Source organism: Sphingobium sp. FG125 (assembly GCF_057809795.1).
This window is the reverse complement of sequence record NZ_JBMDKQ010000027.1, coordinates 16,968-33,219: the sequence shown is the minus strand read 5'-3', so window position 1 is coordinate 33,219 and position 16,252 is coordinate 16,968. Positions and strand designations below refer to the sequence as shown.

Genomic DNA, 16,252 nt, shown 5'->3' with positions numbered 1-16,252 from the left:
CTACTATCGCGATCAACCTCCTAAACCGTGGTCTGAGCCCCGACCTTCCTCCACCTATGAGTAGAGCCGTTGGCCCGATTGATGCCCATGCTGGGGCGCGATGACAACCGGGTTGGGGGTTAACCCCCAACCCGGTTTGCCGATTGATTTGGCCGCCATCTCCGCCGGGGTCATATTGCCCAGGCTCGAGTGCGGCCGGTGATAGTTGTAATCCTGCCGCCAGGCGGCGAGCACCGACCTGGCCTGGACCAAGCTGGTGAAGATGGTCTCATTCAAGCACTCGTCGCGGAGCCGGGCGTTGAAGCTCTCGATGAACCCATTCTGCTGCGGCTTGCCCGGCGCGATGTAGTGCCACTCGACCTCGCGCTCCTTGGACCAGCGTAGGATTGCCATGCTGGTAAACTCGGTGCCGTAGCACATTGGGAAGCGGTCTGTTTGAAGGCCGGATTGCCTTGATGAAGGCAAGGGCGCGTAGCGCCCGCCGGCTTCATCAAGGCGGCCATGACCGGCCAGCAGGTCTCTAAAGTGAAGTTGTCGACTCAACACTTTGGAGACTGACCGATCATGACCAAGCGCCGTTCTACTCCCGCCGACGCCGTGCTGGTAGCCATCGATATGTCCAAGCACCGGCAGGAAGTGCTCATCGAGCGCCCGGAGGGCGGGCGGCGACGGCGGATGACGGTGATGGCCACCAAGGCTGATTATGACCGCCTCGCAACAGATCTTGCTGATATTGGCAGGCGCGTGGTCGTTGGCTTTGAAGCCACCGGCAACTATCATCGTACATTGGCGCACCGGTTGCTTTCTGCAGGATTTGAGCTGCGCCTAATATCGTCGGTTGCTTTGGCCCGGACGCGCGAGGCGCTGCACAATGGCTGGGACAAGAACGACTCCAAGGATGCCCAGGTGATCCTGCATATGCTCCGGATCGGTGCGACCCAGCGTTACGTCGACCCGCTGGCTGCCGGCATCAACGATCTGCAGGAGATGTCAAAGACACACGAAGCCATTTCCAAGGCAAAGACCCAGATCTGGCATAGGATCCTCACGCATTATCTGCCGCTGTATTTTCCGGAGATCGAGCGCTTCGCGGGCAACAGCCGGTCCGATTGGTTCCTGGCGCTGATCGAGCGATTTCCGACGCCGGGCAGCATCACCTCGATCGGACGGGAGGCGTTCACCGAACAGGCCTGGCCGCTGATCGGCCGCAAAGTCTCCAAGGTCCGGGTGGTCAACGATATTTACGAGACTGCCTGCGCATCGATGGCGCTGCCGATCGATGAGGATTCCACCGCGATCACGATGTTCCGCATGGTCGTCGCTCAGGCTCGCGCCTTGATCCAGCAGCGCAACGAGATTGAACGGATCGCCCATGATGCGCTGTCCGCAAGCCGTGACTATCAGCTACTGCGTATGATCCCCGGGATCGGTCCGATCAATGCCCTGACGATCCTCGCCGAGGCCGGTGACCTGCGTCGCTTCAGCCATCATCGCCAGTTTCTGAAGTTCTGCGGCCTCGATCTCGCCACCTGCCAGTCGGGGATGTTTCGTGGTCGAACGAAGCTGTCGAAGTATGGCAATGCTCGGTTGCGGCGCACGTTCTGGATGGCGGCGCAGGTCGCGATCCGCCAGCGCGACAACAGCTTCCGCGACAAGCTAGGACGCTATGTCGCCGGGCATCCCAACGATCCTGATCGCCGCCGCAAGGCGATGACCGCGCTCACCGCCAAGATGGCGCGCGTCGCGCACGCCGTCATCAAGACGGGAACCGAGTACCGTCCGTTCCTCGAACGGGCGGACACCAGATGGAAGGACCCCTCTCTGTGCAGCCGTGAGGGCGCAGCCGCGACCCTGTAGATAATGTTCGGGCCTTCCATCTGGCATTCGTATCTCATTTTAAGGACGGTGAGGACCACGGCCTGCAAGGCCGCTGGATCCTGTGTTTGCTATGGCCGAGAGCGCATTCCTTGACGATGGAAGCCATCTGGATCACAAAGTCATCAGCGCCGATTACGCTCGGTGCAACGAGACCTGCTGGCCTATTCCCGTCGCTGCTTCCCAACATAGGACGTTGTCACTGACGATCGTCGCTGGCCGCGATCGTTCCGCCATCGCCCAGTCCAGCTCCCGCGCAACCCGCAGGCCCGAGATCGAGGTGTCGGCGATCAGTCGGACACACTCGCGGGTAAAGTCATCGACCACCGCGAAGATCCGGAAACGCCGGCCACAGGCGAACGCATCCGATACGAAGTCGAGCGACCAGCGCTGGTTGCACCCTTGCGGGATCGCCATCGGCGCCCGCGTGCCCAGCGCCCGCTTGCGGCCGCCACGGCGGCGCACCTGCAGTCGCTCCTCGCGATACAGCCGCCGGAACTTCTTGTGGTTGATCACGACGCCTTCGCGCCCCAGCAGCCAGTGCAGGCGGCGATAGCCGAACCGGCGACGCTCCGCCGCCAGGCCGCGCATCCGCTCCCGGATCGCTCCATCGTCACCTCGCCGGCTGCGATACCGAACCATCGTCCGGTCCACGCCCAGCACATCGCACGCCCGCCGCTGGCTCACCTCGAACACCTGCTCAAGGTGAGCCACCGCTTCTCGCCGAACGGCGGGCGTCACCATTTTTTTGCAGTGATCTCCTTGAGCATGGCGTTGTCCAGCATCGCCTCGGCCAGCAGCTTCTTCAGCTTCGCGTTCTCGTCCTCCAGCTGCCGCAGGCGCTTCGCCTCCGACACCTCAAGCCCGCCGAACTTGGCCTTCCACTTGTAAAAGGTCGCGCTGCTGACCCCGTGACGGCGACATACATCCGCCGTCGGCACGCCCGCCTCCTGCTCCTTCAAGATCGCGATGATCTGTTCCTCGCTGAACCTGCTCCGCTTCATTCCGTCCGACTCCTTCCATGCGCCGGACTCTACTCAAATATGGAGGAGTTTGCGGGGCTCAGACCAACCGGTCTGCTTGGGCGTCTGGTAGCGGACCTTCATCGACTTTGACAGGAGGCGGGGAATGAATGATGCGAGGATCTGGATGAAGGAGCATCCGGCGTGAGGGCTCAAGGCCAGCTAATCACCGCTGTCGATATGGCCATTGCGAGTGGAATAGATCCGAAGCGCCTACGAGCAGCGCTTCGAGCTGCAAGTCTCGATTGGCATTCGCACAACGGTCGTTGGGAGGTCGTGCGAGGGAGCGATCAGCACCGAGACATCGAACGGGTCATGGCGCAGCTAACAGGAGGGAGTGTCAGGCTCCGATCGACTTCAAAGGCCGTACAAGGCGTTTCCCCGGCCGCAATTCGCGACGAGCATTATGTGCTCGATCTCTGCGACGCAGTTCTCGGGCTGAAGGCCGTCCGACAGCATTGCTTCCCGTTTCTGACCGGAGATCCAGATCGGCGCGGTCACCGGAAGCCATTGCCTGTCGATGGCTTTTATCCTGCTCTTGGCCTTGTAGTGGAATATCATGAGCGCCAACACCGCGAACGTGTCGGATTCTTCGACGATAAGCCAACGGTTTCCGGGGTGCCTCGGGGCGAACAGCGCCAACGATATGATGAGCGCCGCGCCGATTTGCTGCCTAGACATGGCTACAGTTTAGTCGTTCTCGAGGTGGATGAATTCGCACATGATAGAGCCAAGCGCCTGCTCAGGATCCCTGAAGACCAGGCCGTTGTAAGCCGCCGCCTTGCAAGCTTTATCGGCTGATTAATGGATATCAGGGCAATGGTGCAAAATGGCCAATGAACATCGCACCCCACGTCTTGCTGTCTTGATTGACGCAGACAATGCATCTTCCCGGATCGCACCGCGCCTCTTCGAAGAGATTGCAAAGATCGGTGAGGCAAGTGTCCGCCGTATTTATGGCGATTTCTCCGGGACCAGGCTTAAATCCTGGGCCGACGTTCTCGCAACTCATGCGATCAAGGCGCACCAGAACTTTGCTTACGCCAGCGGCAAGAATGCCTCGGATATTGCTTTGGTCATCGACGCGATGGATCTTTTGCACACCGGTCGTTTTGACGGGTTTTGCCTTGTCTCCTCCGACAGTGATTTTACCGGTTTGGCGTCGCGTATCCGTGAGCAGGGCATAGATGTCTACGGCTTCGGAGAGCAGAAAACTCCAGAGAGCTTCCGGCAAGCGTGTCGCCGCTTCATCTACACTGAGAACTTGCTGCCGGAGGCCCCAACGTCTGATGAGCCAGGCCGGCAGGATGCCCGTCCGGCTAATGTTAAGAAGTCGCCTACCGCTGCGGCACCTTTGATCCGAACTGCCATCTCACAGCTCGACGATGAAGGGGGCTGGGTGCCTTTAGGGCGGGTGGGCCAACGCCTTGCAGCACTCGCCTCAGACTTTGACCCCCGAACCTATGGTGAAAGCAAGCTGAGCGACCTGGTCGAGAAGGCCGGCGGCTTTGACTCACGCAGAACGGAGACCGGGCATTTGCAAATCCGGGTCTCTCCGTCAGGGAAGACGGGCCAACCTAAACCCAAAAAGGCAACAGCCGGATGAAAGCCCGGCTGCCCCTTGCGCTAACCAATACCTTTTCTGACGCCTTTGGGGCATGCGACCAATAATGTCGTACATGGGTCATATCAAAGCGCGATGAGCAGAAATCTTCGAACAAGCACCACTGATCCGATCCAGATCCCTACACTTTCGGCCGCATCAGGACGCATCGGCATCTCCTTCTGTCCAGGAAAACAAGGGCCTGCGCTCGCTGGCTTTACCTGGAAGCGTGATCTTGCGACCGATCTAGACGCGGTGCGTGGGTGGGGGGCTGTTGCCGTCGTCTCTTTGATTGAAAAGCACGAGATGGGTCTGCTGGGAGTCGCGGATCTGGAAGCTGCGGTTGTTGCGCGAGGGATGGAATGGCTTCATCTGCCGATCCCAGACATTACGGCTCCGGGCGAAGATTTCGAGCAAAGATGGCGGACGGCCGGAGCTCGGCTGCGCGGCTTGCTCATCAACGGGAACGGCATTTTCATCCACTGCCGCGGCGGGCTCGGCCGGGCCGGTACTGTGGCAGCGAGGCTGCTAATCGAACTTGGCCTTGCTGACGCTAGCAGTGCAATCGATCAAGTCCGCCGCGTCAGGCCTGGCGCAATTGAGACGACGGCTCAGGAAGATCATCTGCGAGAGATCGAGCGTATCTATGATCGGTCCTATGGCTGTTTGGTTGGGCTGGCGGTCGGAGATGCTGTGGGGACGACGCTCGAGTTCAAGCCGCGCGACAGCTATGCCCACATCACGGACATGGTCGGGGGAGGGCCATTCGGCTTGGATGCGGGGACCTGGACCGATGACACTTCCATGGCCCTGGCGCTGGGAGAAGCTCTGCTCGCCAGCGCAGCCATGGGCTCGGCTTTTGAGCCCGGAGAAGCACAACGGCGCTTTGTGGATTGGTGGAGGAACGGCGCCTTCAGTCCCACCGGGAGTTGCTTCGATATCGGGATCGCAACCCGGCAGGCCCTTTCTCGGTTCGAGCAAACGGGCGACCCGCTTGCCGGCTCGACCGATCCGTACTCAGCAGGCAACGGCTCACTAATGAGGCTCGCGCCAGTCGCGATCTGGGGGATACAGCAAGCTCCTGCAGTAGTGACGCGAGTAGCCCGCCGACAGAGCATGACGACGCACGCTGCAGATGCGTGCATCGAGGCCTGTGAAGCGTATGCACTGGTCTTGCGCGCGGCTATCCTAGGTGCCGGCCTTGAGCAGGCCCTGACGGTTCCCTCGGGCGAATATGGACCTGAGGTAGGTCCAATCATGGCCGGTAGCTGGCGCGGGAAAGCACGCGATCAGATTGCAAGCAGCGGATTCGTAGCGCACAGCCTCGAAGCAGCGATCTGGTCCGTGGCAAACACGACGAGCTTTGACGACGCAGTGCTGTTGGCAGCCAACCTCGGTGACGATGCCGATACCACTGCTGCCATTGCCGGGCAGTTGGCCGGCGCAATTTACGGCGCATCGTCGATCCGCCGATCATGGCTAGAAAAGCTGGCATGGCGCGACAAAATTGAGAATCTTGCGCGTAATCTGGCGTTCCCAGCAGTCGCGCCATCAAGCTAGCGTCGCGGCTGAGACACGGCATCGATCGGAAGGGTTGCTGCCCGGTCCGCATTGAATCCCGTGGGCGCATAAGGTGTCATTCTTGATGCCCTAAAGCTGAATTGGCGGATAATGGGTCAGCCTTGACGCTTTACACAACGCCGCCGGCAGCGGGATCAGACGGCAGGCTTGGCCCAATTACCTACAACGGGATCTAGGTCCCAGAAATACGTACGGGGTCCAAGCCTGCCTCCTCCGTCTGGAGGAACCGCGGTTTCGATTTGTCCGGATCAAACGAGGCGCCCGTCTTCCACATTGCCATCATGATCACAGCGAGCTTCCTTGCGACGGCAACGCGAGCTTTAAGAAATCCGATTTTGGTTGCCAGTTGCAGGCCCCAAGTGCGCAACGTACTTTCGGTTTTGATTGTGCGAAGCAGTACGGTGGCTGCTGTGATTAGGTGCGATCTGGTCAGCTTGTTTCCGTATCGGCTGATCCGGCCACGGCGCGCAGTGACGCCGGATTGATATAGATTCGGCGTGAGGCCGAGATAAGGTCCGACATCTCGATTGTTCTTAAATCGGTATGGGTCCCCTACGGCGCTGTAAAATGACAGCGCCGTGATTGTCCCAACGCCAGGAATTGTCTGAAATCTGGCGCAAACCGGGATGCTGGCGGCCATTGTGCGCATCTTTCGATCCATATCCAAGATATGAGAGCGCAGATCTTCTCCCATCCTGACCAGAGGATCCAAATCGACGCGGATCGTCACGCCGTTGGTGCTCAAAAGCCTGAGTTGGTTCGCGACTTCAGCCGCGAGCGATCCTCGCCCATTCAGGAGCTTGATGCTGGCACCGTGCAATCTGAAAATGGACTGGAGCAGCGCATCCGTCCTGGCTCGATGCTTTAGCAGGGTTCGACGGATGCTGATCATTATCCGGATGTCCTGGTGCTCCACCGGTTTGATGAAAACATGGGGACCGAAGGACTGCGCCAGTCGGCCAAGCTCAGCGAGACCTTTGGCATCGTTCGCATCAGTCTTTTGACGTCGGATCGCCAGGAATTTGCTTGATTTGCGAACGTCGACGACTTGAACGGGAAACCCGAACGAACGGAGATCCCGAACCATTTGAGTGCCGACACCGGCCTCGATCGTAACGGACTGGACTGGCTCAACGCCGAACCGTCGAAGGATATCTCTTATCGGAGCAGCGCGGGTCTCAGTTATAGCCTCGAAGAATACGTGTCCTTCGGCATCGACGAGGCAGACCGCAGTCTCCAGGTGGCCGGCGTCGAGGCCGACCCAGTAGCGCAGGTGCCGTGGCATTTTTGCTCCCGTGCGGCGTTTGCTTCCTTCGCTTGCCCTACTGACCTTGTCGGGGCTGTTCGACTAGGGTTCGTCCTCCGGCATGTGATATAGAGGTAGGAAATTGAAGGAGATGATAGGATGGAGCCGCGGGAGGCGTTGGATGGCCTAATCAGCGAGCGAGGAGAGACCTACGCTTCGATCTCACGCCTCCTCGGGAGAAACTCGGCGTACATCCAGCAGTTCATCAAACGAGGTTCTCCAGCCCGCCTTGACCAAAGCGACATAGCACTGCTGGCATTGCATTTTGACGTTCCCGTAGAGGTGCTGGGTGGAAAGGAGGGGCCAACAGTCGGGCAGCGCTCGATAGTCAAAGTCCCCTTGCTGAACGGGATAGGTAACGATTCACGCTCACAATGGCGGCTGGTTGATGCGGCTTGGCTAGGGCGGCTGTGTGATCAGCCAGCCAGTGCCGCAATCTTGCCAATTGTTGGTGAGGCGATGGAGCCGACCCTCTGCAATGGCGACGAGGTGATGATTAGACGAGTTCGCATCCAGGAGAGCGTGCGTGAAGGCCTTTATGCCATCCGTGGGTCTTCTGAAATCTTCGTGAGGCGGATAGCGATCGACCCAACGAAGAACCGTCTGACCGTTCTTACTGACCACCCCGCATATCCGAGCTGGCAGGGCATCCAGCGCAAGGGCGTCGATATTGTCGGCCGGGTGATCTGGATCGGAGCTCGGGTGGCCTAGCTGTCATTATGACACCGCGCTGCCTGAGGCTCTAAGCGGCCATCCCAGCGTGCGATGCTGGTGCGGAGCAAGATGGGTAGCAGTCGCGCTGGCTGGGAGGTGAAACGACGACTCGCTCAAGCGCAGTCGGACAAAGCGCAGGCCATGAATCTTTCACCGTGAACGCTGATGTGCGGAGGCTGAGCAGCCGCAGCGCCGAATTAGCGCGCTGCTACCTAGAGAGCTACCTAGCGCAAAAATGCTCTCAACCGCCCGATCCGGCGAGCTTCGTATCTGATTGAAAAGTAAGGGGAAGGTGGTGGACGCACTAGGGCTCGAACCTAGGACCCGCTGATTAAGAGTCAGCTGCTCTACCAACTGAGCTATGCGTCCACACCGGCAATCGGGCGGTCTGGATGACCAGTACCCGTTGGCGTGGGCGGGCAATTAGCAGCGTCATCGGGATTCGCAAACCCTAAATTGCGTTGCGGCGCAGAAATATTGCGTGGGGCGGCTTCAGCCCCAGTTGCCGGGGTTGCTGGCGCGGCTGTTGGAACGGTCGATCGCCATGATGATGCCCACGCACAGCATGACCGTCAGCATGGATGATCCGCCATAGGACATGAAGGGCAGGGGGATGCCCACAACCGGGGCCAGCCCCATCACCATCATCAGGTTGATCGCGACATAGAAGAAGATCGTCGTGGTCAGCCCCGCCGCGACCAGCCGGGCGAAGCGGTCGCTCGTGCGCATCGCCACGCGCAGGCCCCAGCGGAACAGCAGCATGAACGCGCCGATCAGCAACAGACCGCCAGCCATGCCCCATTCCTCCGCCATGGTGGCGAACACGAAATCGGTATGGCCTTCAGGCAGATAGTCGAGATGGCTTTGCGACCCCTGTAGAAAGCCCTTGCCCCAGATGCCGCCGGAGCCGATCGCGATCTTCGACTGGCTGATATGATAGCCCGCGCCCAGCGGATCGCTTTCCGGGTCCATGAAGATGAGGACGCGTTTTTGCTGATAGTCGTGGAGGAAGCTGAAGGCGATCGGCACGATCGCGGCCACAGTCAGCCCCGATCCGATGAACAGGCGCAGCGGCAGCCCGGCCAGGAACATCACGGTCACACCGCCCGCCAGGATCATCGTCGCAGTGCCCAGATCCGGCTGCACCAACACCAGCGCCCATGGCACGCCGATCAGCACCAGCGCGGGCCAGATCGCGTTCCAGCTGCGGATTTCCCCTACCGGCAGCCGCGCATAGAAGCGGGCGACCGCCAGCACGATGATCGGCTTCATAAATTCGGACGGCTGAAGCTGCATGAAGCCCAGATTGATCCAGCGCTGGCTGCCTCCCCTGACGCCACCGATCAGCTCGACAAGGACCAGTGAAATCAGCACCACAGAATAGGCAGGGAAGGCGAAGCGGGCGAAGATTTCCAATGGAATGCGGCTGAGCACCAGCGCCATGGCGGAAAAGATGCAGAAGCGCACCGACTGGTTGACCGCCCAGGGAAAGATATTGCCATTGGCGGCGCTGTACAGAACCAGGGTGCCAAAGCCTGCAATGGCAAGCAGCAGCGCCATGACGCGCCAGGGAAATTGGGTGATGGGTTTGGGGATGATACTCATTGCGCGTCTGCCACATTGCTGCCGGGCGGTGGCGGGACGTCATCTGCTTCATCGCGCGCTGCGGGCGCAGGCGGTTGCGCGGCGCTGTTGGATGCCTCCGCCGCATTGCTGGCATTGTCGGCGACCGGCGGCGGCACTTCGCCTTTCTCGATCGCGCGGGCCAGGCGGAATGCGCCCATCTGCCGCGCCTGCCGTTCGGTCGGTGTGCCGCCCCAGCCTTTTTCAAGCGTCTCCAGCTTCTCCATCGCCTTCTTGGGATCGAACAGATAGGATAGCGTATCGCTCGCGATCATCGGCGCATCCTCATTGCGGATCATATGCCCGCCATGTTCGATGATGCAGCCGACCGCATAGCGCGGATTGTCGAACGGCGCGAACCCCTGGAACAGCGCATGGTCGCGCAGCTTGAACGCCAGGGAGGCGTCGCGCCGCACCCCGCCTGCGCGCTCGGCCATGGTGATGCGCCGCACCTGCGCCGTGCCGGTCTTGCCAGCGATCAGCACATCGGGAATGGCCATGCGCGCGGCCCCGCCCGTGCCGCCACCATTCACCACCGCGCTCATCGCGTCACGAATGATCGCCAGATGCTCTTCCGACGCACCGACGGACGACGGCGCAGGCCGTTTCGCGCCATGCAGGAAATTGGGCATCAACTGCTTGCCGGTCGCCAGCCGCGCCGCCATCACCGCCATCTGCAACGGGTTGATCAGCATATAGCCCTGACCGATGGTGGCGTTCACCGTGTCGTAAACCTGCCATTTCTGGTCATATTTCTTCAGCTTCCAGGCCGGGTCCGGCACCGTGCCATAGCTCTGGCTAGGGAAGGGCAGGTCGAAGCGTTGCCCCATGCCGCACCGCCGCGCCATCGCCGCGATCCGGTCCATGCCGATGCGCTGGGCCATCTGGTAGAAATAAATGTCGCAGCTCTGGGCGATCGCCGTGCGCATATTGACCGCGCCATGGCCGCGCCGCTTGTGACAGTGGAACAGCGTATTGCCCACCCGCAGCGCGCCAGCGCACCCGACCGTCTCCTGCGGCCCGATGCCAGCCTCAAGCAGCGCCAGCGCCACCATCGGCTTCACCGTCGATCCCGGCGGATACAGCCCCTGCAACGTCTTGTTGCGCAGCGGCACATGGTCGTCCTGCGACAGCATCGCCCATTCCAGCTGGCTGATGCCGTCGGAAAAGCTGTTGGGGTCGAAACTGGGCATCGACGCCATGGCCAGCACATCGCCATTGGCGCAGTCCACCACGACCACCGATCCGCTCTGGGTCGCCAGCCGCCGCCCAGCATATTCCTGGAGCCCCGCGTCGATCGTCAGCTTGATCGAATGGCCCGGCGTGTCGGGCCGGGTCGTCAGTTCACGCACGATCTTGCCGCGCGCGGTCACTTCCACCCGCTTGGCACCGGGCTGACCGGTCAGATGCTCGTCGAACGCGCGCTCCAGCCCGTCCTTGCCAACCTTGAAGCCCGGCGTGATCAGCAGCGGGTTCTTGCGTTCCTTATATTCCTCCGCCGTTGCCGCGCCGACATAGCCCAGCAGATGGCCGACTGTGGACCCGGCGGGATAATGGCGCGAAAAGCCCTGGCTGGGCGCAACGCCGGGCAGGTCGGGCAGGCGCACGCTGACGGCGGCATATTGGTCGTAGGTTAGCTTGTCGGCGACCTGCACCGGGCGGAATCCGGCAGATTTGTCCAGTTCTTCGCGGATGCGATCGACCTCGTCCGATTCCAGGCTCAGCAATTGCGCCAGATGCTTCACCGTCGCATCGGCATCCACCACCCGTTGCGGGATCAGGTCGACGCGAAAGTCGGTGCGATTATTCGCCAGCGGCCGCCCGTTGCGGTCGATGATCCAGCCGCGGCGTGGCGGAATCAGCGTCAGGTTGACGCGGTTGCTCTCCGACAGCAGCGTATATTTCTCATTCTCCGCAATGCTGATCCACGCCATCCGCGCGGCCAGCATCGCACCGATCCCTCCCTGTATCGCCCCCAGCACCATGGTGCGGCGGGTGAAGGTAAAGGATTGGGCGGCTTCGGTAATGATCCTGTGCTTGGGGCCGGGAAATTTCATGCCATCACGCGCCAGCGGTCGATCCGCGCGCATTGCCGGACGACGAAGGGAAACAATAATATCGTCCAGAGCATCTGTGGCGCGACCAACAGGAACCTCACATCGCCTCCGCCGGTGATGCGGGCAAAGAACAACCCACCGGCCATGCAGAACATAATGGCGAAACCGGCGATCAACCAGTCCTGCCGGTAACTGCGCCATATCATGCGATGTTCGATCACGTCGATGCCCATCAGCATGACTGTCCACAGGAACATGGCGGACCCGATCGGCTGGCCGCTCATCACATCGTCGAACAAGCCGAGCGGCAGCCCGATCCACGCCCGCCACAATTCCGGGCGCAGCAATCGCCAGGACAGCAGCACCAGCAGGCCAAAGGGCGGCATCACCGGCGATTGCGCGATCAGCGGCAGCGCCGTGACCGTCGATCCCAGCATGACGGTGATCACCGGGATGCCCGCCAGCCGGAAGCGGGACGGGTTCCGCCCCAGGCGTGGCACATGGTAGAGATGCCGGTCGATCATGGCGTCGCGGCGTTACCCGGCTCAGCGCCCTGCGTCGGGGTGGGTACGGCAGGATCGGGCCGGATCACGACCTGCTCATAGGCGCGCTCGACCACGACCGCATCGACGCGCGAGGGGTTGGCGAGCGGGAAGCCCCAGGCGATCTCACCCTGCACCCGCACGATCACCGCGACCGGGATATTGGGTTGATAAATGCCGCCAATGCCCGATGTGACCAGCAGGTCGCCCGGCTTGAACGGATTGCGCCCCGCCGACAGCGCCCGGATTTCCAAGGATCCATCGCCAGCACCGGTCGAAATGGCGGGGATATTGTCGCTGGCTCGCCGCACCGGCACGATGCTGCCGGTGTCGGTCAGCAACAGGACGTCGGACGTGTTGGGCGTGGTGCTGTGGACGCGCCCGATCAGCCCCTCGGTCGCGCGCACCGGCATCCCCGGCTTGACCCCCTGCCAGCGGCCCGCGTTGAGGCGCGCGAAACGCCGCGCACTGCTGGACGATGAACTGATCAGCCGCGCCGTCAGCAATTGGCTGGCATCTTCGTCCACCAGCTTCAGCAACTTTTTGAGCCGCGCATTTTCCTGCGCCACCGCCTTGGCTTCGATGATCCGGTTGCGGTCCGCCTCGACCTGACGGCGCAGCGCCACATTCTGCGATCCAGCACGCCAATAAGCGGCCAGAACCTCATCGACGGAGCTGACCCCGCTCACCATATTTTTCAGGCCCGCCGACACAGGGCGCGTCACTTCGGCCGTGACCGCGCGAATCCCTGCAAAACCTGTGGGATCGAAAATCGCGACGATAACCAGCAACAGCCCGATGGCTGCGCCGGTGATCGCCACCACATAGCTGGCGAACAGGCTATATTGCGCCTTCCGGTTGTGTCCGGGGCGGCGGCTGGGTGGCCGCGCCATCACCGCGTCCCTTTCGCTCTGGCCTACCGATCAGGCGGTTTGCAATACACCCCGGAAGATCGGATCTTCCATCGCGCGGCCAGTGCCGATCGCAACGCAGGTCAGCGGATCTTCGGCGATGGTGACGGGCAGGCCGGTCTCGTCGCGCAGTTCGTCGTCCAGCCCCTTCAACAGCGCGCCGCCGCCTGTCAGGACGATGCCCTGATCGACAATGTCGGCGGCCAGTTCAGGCGCGGTATTTTCGAGCGCAATCCGCACGCCTTCCACGATGGTGCTGATCGGCTCGGCCAGCGCATCGGCAATCTGGCCCTGATTGATGCTGATTTCCTTGGGCACGCCGTTCACCAGGTCGCGGCCCTTGATATGGATCGTCTCGCCCACGCCATCGGCGGGCGACTGGGCGATGCCATATTGCTTCTTGATCCGTTCCGCCGTCGCTTCACCAATTAGCAGGTTATGATGGCGACGTACGAAGGATACGATCGCCTCGTCCATCTTGTCGCCGCCCACGCGGACGCTGGTGGTATAGGCCAGGCCGCGCAGTGACAGCACAGCCACTTCGGTCGTGCCACCGCCAATATCGACCACCATCGAACCGATCGGCTCGGTCACGGGCATGTCGGCACCGATCGCGGCGGCCATCGGTTCCTCGATCAGGAACACCTGCCGCGCGCCGGCGTTGCTGGCTGCATCGCGAATGGCGCGGCGCTCTACGCTGGTGGAGCCTGACGGCACGCAGATCACGATTTCAGGTGCGCGCCAGGGGCTGTGCTTGCCGCCATGCACCTTGGTGATGAAATGCTTGATCATCTGTTCGGCGACATCGATGTCGGCGATCACGCCGTCCCGCAAGGGCCGGATCGCCTCGATCGAATCCGGGGTCTTGCCCATCATCAGCTTGGCATCGACGCCGACCGCCTTCACCCGCTTCACACCGTTCAGCGTTTCGACCGCCACCACTGACGGTTCGTTCAATACGATGCCGCGACCGCGCACATAGACCACCGTGTTGGCGGTGCCCAGGTCAATGGCCATATCCTGCGAAGTGAATTTGAAGAGACGCGAGAAGATCGACATGCCTTATCCTGTATCGCCCGCCGTCCCCGCGACGCGACTGGGGACCGGTCGGAAAGCTGTTCCGTTCGTCCGCTGCGCCGCATGGCTTCTGCCCTGTTCAGTTATCCTGTGCAGTGCAAAATATTTGGCGTCGCGGGTCGCGGAAAGCGACCGATTGGGCTAGTCCCTAATCAATGTCAATACGCCGCCTGCCCGAACATCTGGTCAATCGTATCGCTGCCGGTGAAGTGGTCGAAAGACCCGCCAGCGCGCTCAAGGAAATCGTCGAAAACGCTTTGGACGCTGGCGCGACTCGCATCGCCATTCGCCTGTCCAACGGAGGCCTCGACCGGATCGAGGTGAGCGACGATGGCAGTGGCATGGATTCGGCGGATATGGCGCTGGCGCTGGAGCGGCACGCCACGTCCAAAATGCCCGACGACCATGCCATTGAAAATGTGGCCACTCTGGGTTTTCGTGGCGAAGCGCTCCCGTCCATCGCCAGCGTCGCCCGCCTGTCGATCGACAGCCGGCGGCAGGGGGGCGACGGCTGGAACCGCACGGTCGATAATGGCCAACTGGTGGCGGAGGGACCAGCCGCGCTCCCCCCCGGCACCCGCGTCACCATCGAACAGCTCTTCGCCAAAGTCCCGGCCCGCCGCAAATTCCTGCGCTCGGCCAAGGCCGAATATGCCGCCTGTCTCGACATCGTCCGCCGTCTCGCAATGGCACATCCCGCCGTCGCTTTCGCACTGGAACATGACGGTCGCCGCACGCTGGGCGTGCAGGCGGGCGACGCGCGGGAGGAACGGGTGGCCGCGCTTACCGACCGGGCGCTGGCGGAAAACCATGTCATCGTCAGCCTGGAACGCGAAGGCGTCCGCCTCTCTGGCGTCGCGTCCATCCCCACCTACAATCGGGGCGTTGGCGATCATCAATATCTGTTCGTCAATGGCCGCCCGGTGCGCGACCGGCTGCTGATCGGCGCGCTGCGCGGTGCCTATGCCGACATGCTGGCACGCGACCGGCATCCCGTCGTCGCCCTGTTCCTCGACGTGCCGCCGCTCGACGTGGACGTCAACGTCCACCCCGCCAAGACCGAGGTGCGCTTCCGCGATCCCACGATGATCCGGGGCATGATCGTCTCCGGCCTGCGCCGCGCGCTCGACGAACAGGGCTTTCGTTCGGTCCAGAACGCCGATCCCGCCTCACTTTCCGCCTGGCGCGCCGAACCCGTCTCGCCAACGCCCATCGGCGCGATGCCTATCTTCGACGCCGCATCGGTCAGCTACAACCCGTCGGCCTCCTCCTTCGGCGATCGCCGGTCGAACTTCATGACCCCGCCGCCCCAGGCCCGTGCCGAACCCGCCATGGCCCCCGCACCCGAAGGCCAGAGCTTCCCGCTCGGCGTCGCCCGCGGCCAGGTCGCACGCACCTATATCGTCGCGGAAGCGGAGGATGGCCTCGTCATCGTCGACCAGCACGCCGCCCATGAACGGTTGACGCTGGAACGGATGCGCCGGGCGATGGAGGGGCAGGGGGTTGCATCGCAAGCGCTGTTGCTCCCGGAAGTCGTCGAACTGGAAGAACCCGCCTGCGACCGGCTGGAAGCCCGCGCCGCAGAATTGCGCGACTTCGGGTTGGAGTTGGAACGCTTCGGCCCATCAGCGATGCTGGTCCGCGCGGTCCCGGCGATGCTCGGCCAGTCCGACGTACAGGGGCTGGTCGCAGACCTTGCCGACGATCTCGCCGCCTATGACAGCGCCCTGTCGCTCAAAGAGCGCCTCGACCTCGTCGCCGCGACCATGGCCTGCCACGGATCAGTCCGCGCAGGCCGCGTCCTGAGCGTCGCGGAAATGAACGCCTTGCTCCGCGAAATGGAAGTGACGCCGCGCTCCGGCCAATGCAACCATGGCCGCCCGACCTGGGTGAAGCTGGGCCATGGCGACATAGAAAAATTGTTCGGAAGGAAGTGATCCG

11 protein-coding genes, 1 tRNA gene and 3 pseudogenes are annotated in these 16,252 nt (G+C 62.0%); 5 read left to right on the top strand and 10 right to left on the bottom strand.

Annotation, left to right across the window (positions count from 1 at the left end; translation table 11 throughout):
• Positions 1-54: 54 nt before the first annotated feature.
• Positions 55-411: pseudogene (locus tag ACODSR_RS19025) on the bottom strand (integrase core domain-containing protein); the annotation flags it as partial.
• Positions 412-564: 153 nt separating this feature from the next.
• On the opposite strand from ACODSR_RS19025, the pseudogene ACODSR_RS19020 reads away from it, so the two are divergent.
• Positions 565-1,861: pseudogene (locus ACODSR_RS19020) on the top strand (IS110 family RNA-guided transposase).
• Positions 1,862-2,070: 209 nt separating this feature from the next.
• Here ACODSR_RS19020 and ACODSR_RS19015 read toward each other — a convergent pair.
• Positions 2,071-2,879: pseudogene (locus ACODSR_RS19015) on the bottom strand (IS3 family transposase); the annotation flags it as partial.
• 375 nt (positions 2,880-3,254) lie between these two features.
• Positions 3,255-3,539, bottom strand: a complete 285-nt coding sequence (locus ACODSR_RS19010) for a hypothetical protein (RefSeq protein WP_489078171.1) — start codon at positions 3,537-3,539, stop codon at positions 3,255-3,257.
• 187 nt (positions 3,540-3,726) lie between these two features.
• Here ACODSR_RS19010 and ACODSR_RS19005 point away from each other — a divergent pair, with 187 nt between their 5' ends.
• Together ACODSR_RS19005 and ACODSR_RS19000 are read left to right on the top strand one after the other, a co-directional pair.
• On the top strand, positions 3,727-4,503 hold the full coding sequence (locus ACODSR_RS19005) for an NYN domain-containing protein (RefSeq protein WP_489078170.1): 777 nt from the start codon (positions 3,727-3,729) through the stop codon (positions 4,501-4,503).
• A 93-nt stretch (positions 4,504-4,596) separates the two neighbouring features.
• On the top strand, positions 4,597-6,060 hold the full coding sequence (locus ACODSR_RS19000) for an ADP-ribosylglycohydrolase family protein (protein WP_489078169.1): 1,464 nt from the start codon (positions 4,597-4,599) through the stop codon (positions 6,058-6,060).
• Between the two features lie 193 nt (positions 6,061-6,253).
• Here the strand turns inward: ACODSR_RS19000 and ACODSR_RS18995 are convergent, their stop codons facing one another.
• Positions 6,254-7,366: an IS110 family RNA-guided transposase gene (locus tag ACODSR_RS18995; RefSeq protein ID WP_489078168.1), complete on the bottom strand. Its 1,113-nt coding sequence runs from the start codon at positions 7,364-7,366 to the stop codon at positions 6,254-6,256.
• 120 nt (positions 7,367-7,486) lie between these two features.
• Here ACODSR_RS18995 and ACODSR_RS18990 point away from each other — a divergent pair, with 120 nt between their 5' ends.
• Positions 7,487-8,098 (top strand): S24 family peptidase, encoded by a 612-nt coding sequence (locus ACODSR_RS18990; RefSeq protein ID WP_489078167.1) that lies wholly within the window; start codon positions 7,487-7,489, stop codon positions 8,096-8,098.
• A gap of 296 nt (positions 8,099-8,394) precedes the next feature.
• Here ACODSR_RS18990 and ACODSR_RS18985 read toward each other — a convergent pair.
• From ACODSR_RS18985 to ACODSR_RS18960, 6 genes are all read right to left on the bottom strand, one after another.
• Positions 8,395-8,470 (bottom strand) — tRNA-Lys (locus ACODSR_RS18985).
• Positions 8,471-8,593: 123 nt separating this feature from the next.
• Entirely contained in the window at positions 8,594-9,706 is a 1,113-nt protein-coding gene (gene rodA / locus ACODSR_RS18980) for a rod shape-determining protein RodA (protein ID WP_489078166.1), read from the bottom strand.
• Complete coding sequence (mrdA, locus tag ACODSR_RS18975) at positions 9,703-11,781, bottom strand: penicillin-binding protein 2 (protein WP_489078165.1); 2,079 nt, start codon at positions 11,779-11,781, stop codon at positions 9,703-9,705. Before mrdA ends, rodA begins: the two co-directional genes overlap by 4 nt.
• On the bottom strand, positions 11,778-12,305 hold the full coding sequence (gene mreD, locus ACODSR_RS18970; RefSeq protein WP_489078164.1) for a rod shape-determining protein MreD: 528 nt from the start codon (positions 12,303-12,305) through the stop codon (positions 11,778-11,780). The genes mrdA and mreD overlap by 4 nt, the downstream gene beginning before the upstream one ends.
• Positions 12,302-13,216 carry a rod shape-determining protein MreC gene (gene mreC / locus ACODSR_RS18965; RefSeq protein WP_489078163.1) on the bottom strand — a complete coding sequence of 305 codons (915 nt, stop codon included), beginning with the start codon at positions 13,214-13,216 and terminating at the stop codon, positions 12,302-12,304. The genes mreD and mreC overlap by 4 nt, the downstream gene beginning before the upstream one ends.
• 30 nt (positions 13,217-13,246) lie before the next feature.
• A complete protein-coding gene (locus ACODSR_RS18960) occupies positions 13,247-14,293 on the bottom strand; it encodes a rod shape-determining protein (RefSeq protein WP_006957952.1) in 1,047 nt (348 codons plus the stop codon).
• Positions 14,294-14,466: 173 nt separating this feature from the next.
• Between ACODSR_RS18960 and mutL the strand changes: the two genes are divergently transcribed.
• Positions 14,467-16,248: a DNA mismatch repair endonuclease MutL gene (gene mutL, locus ACODSR_RS18955; RefSeq protein WP_489078162.1), complete on the top strand. Its 1,782-nt coding sequence runs from the start codon at positions 14,467-14,469 to the stop codon at positions 16,246-16,248.
• Positions 16,249-16,252 lie beyond the last annotated feature (4 nt).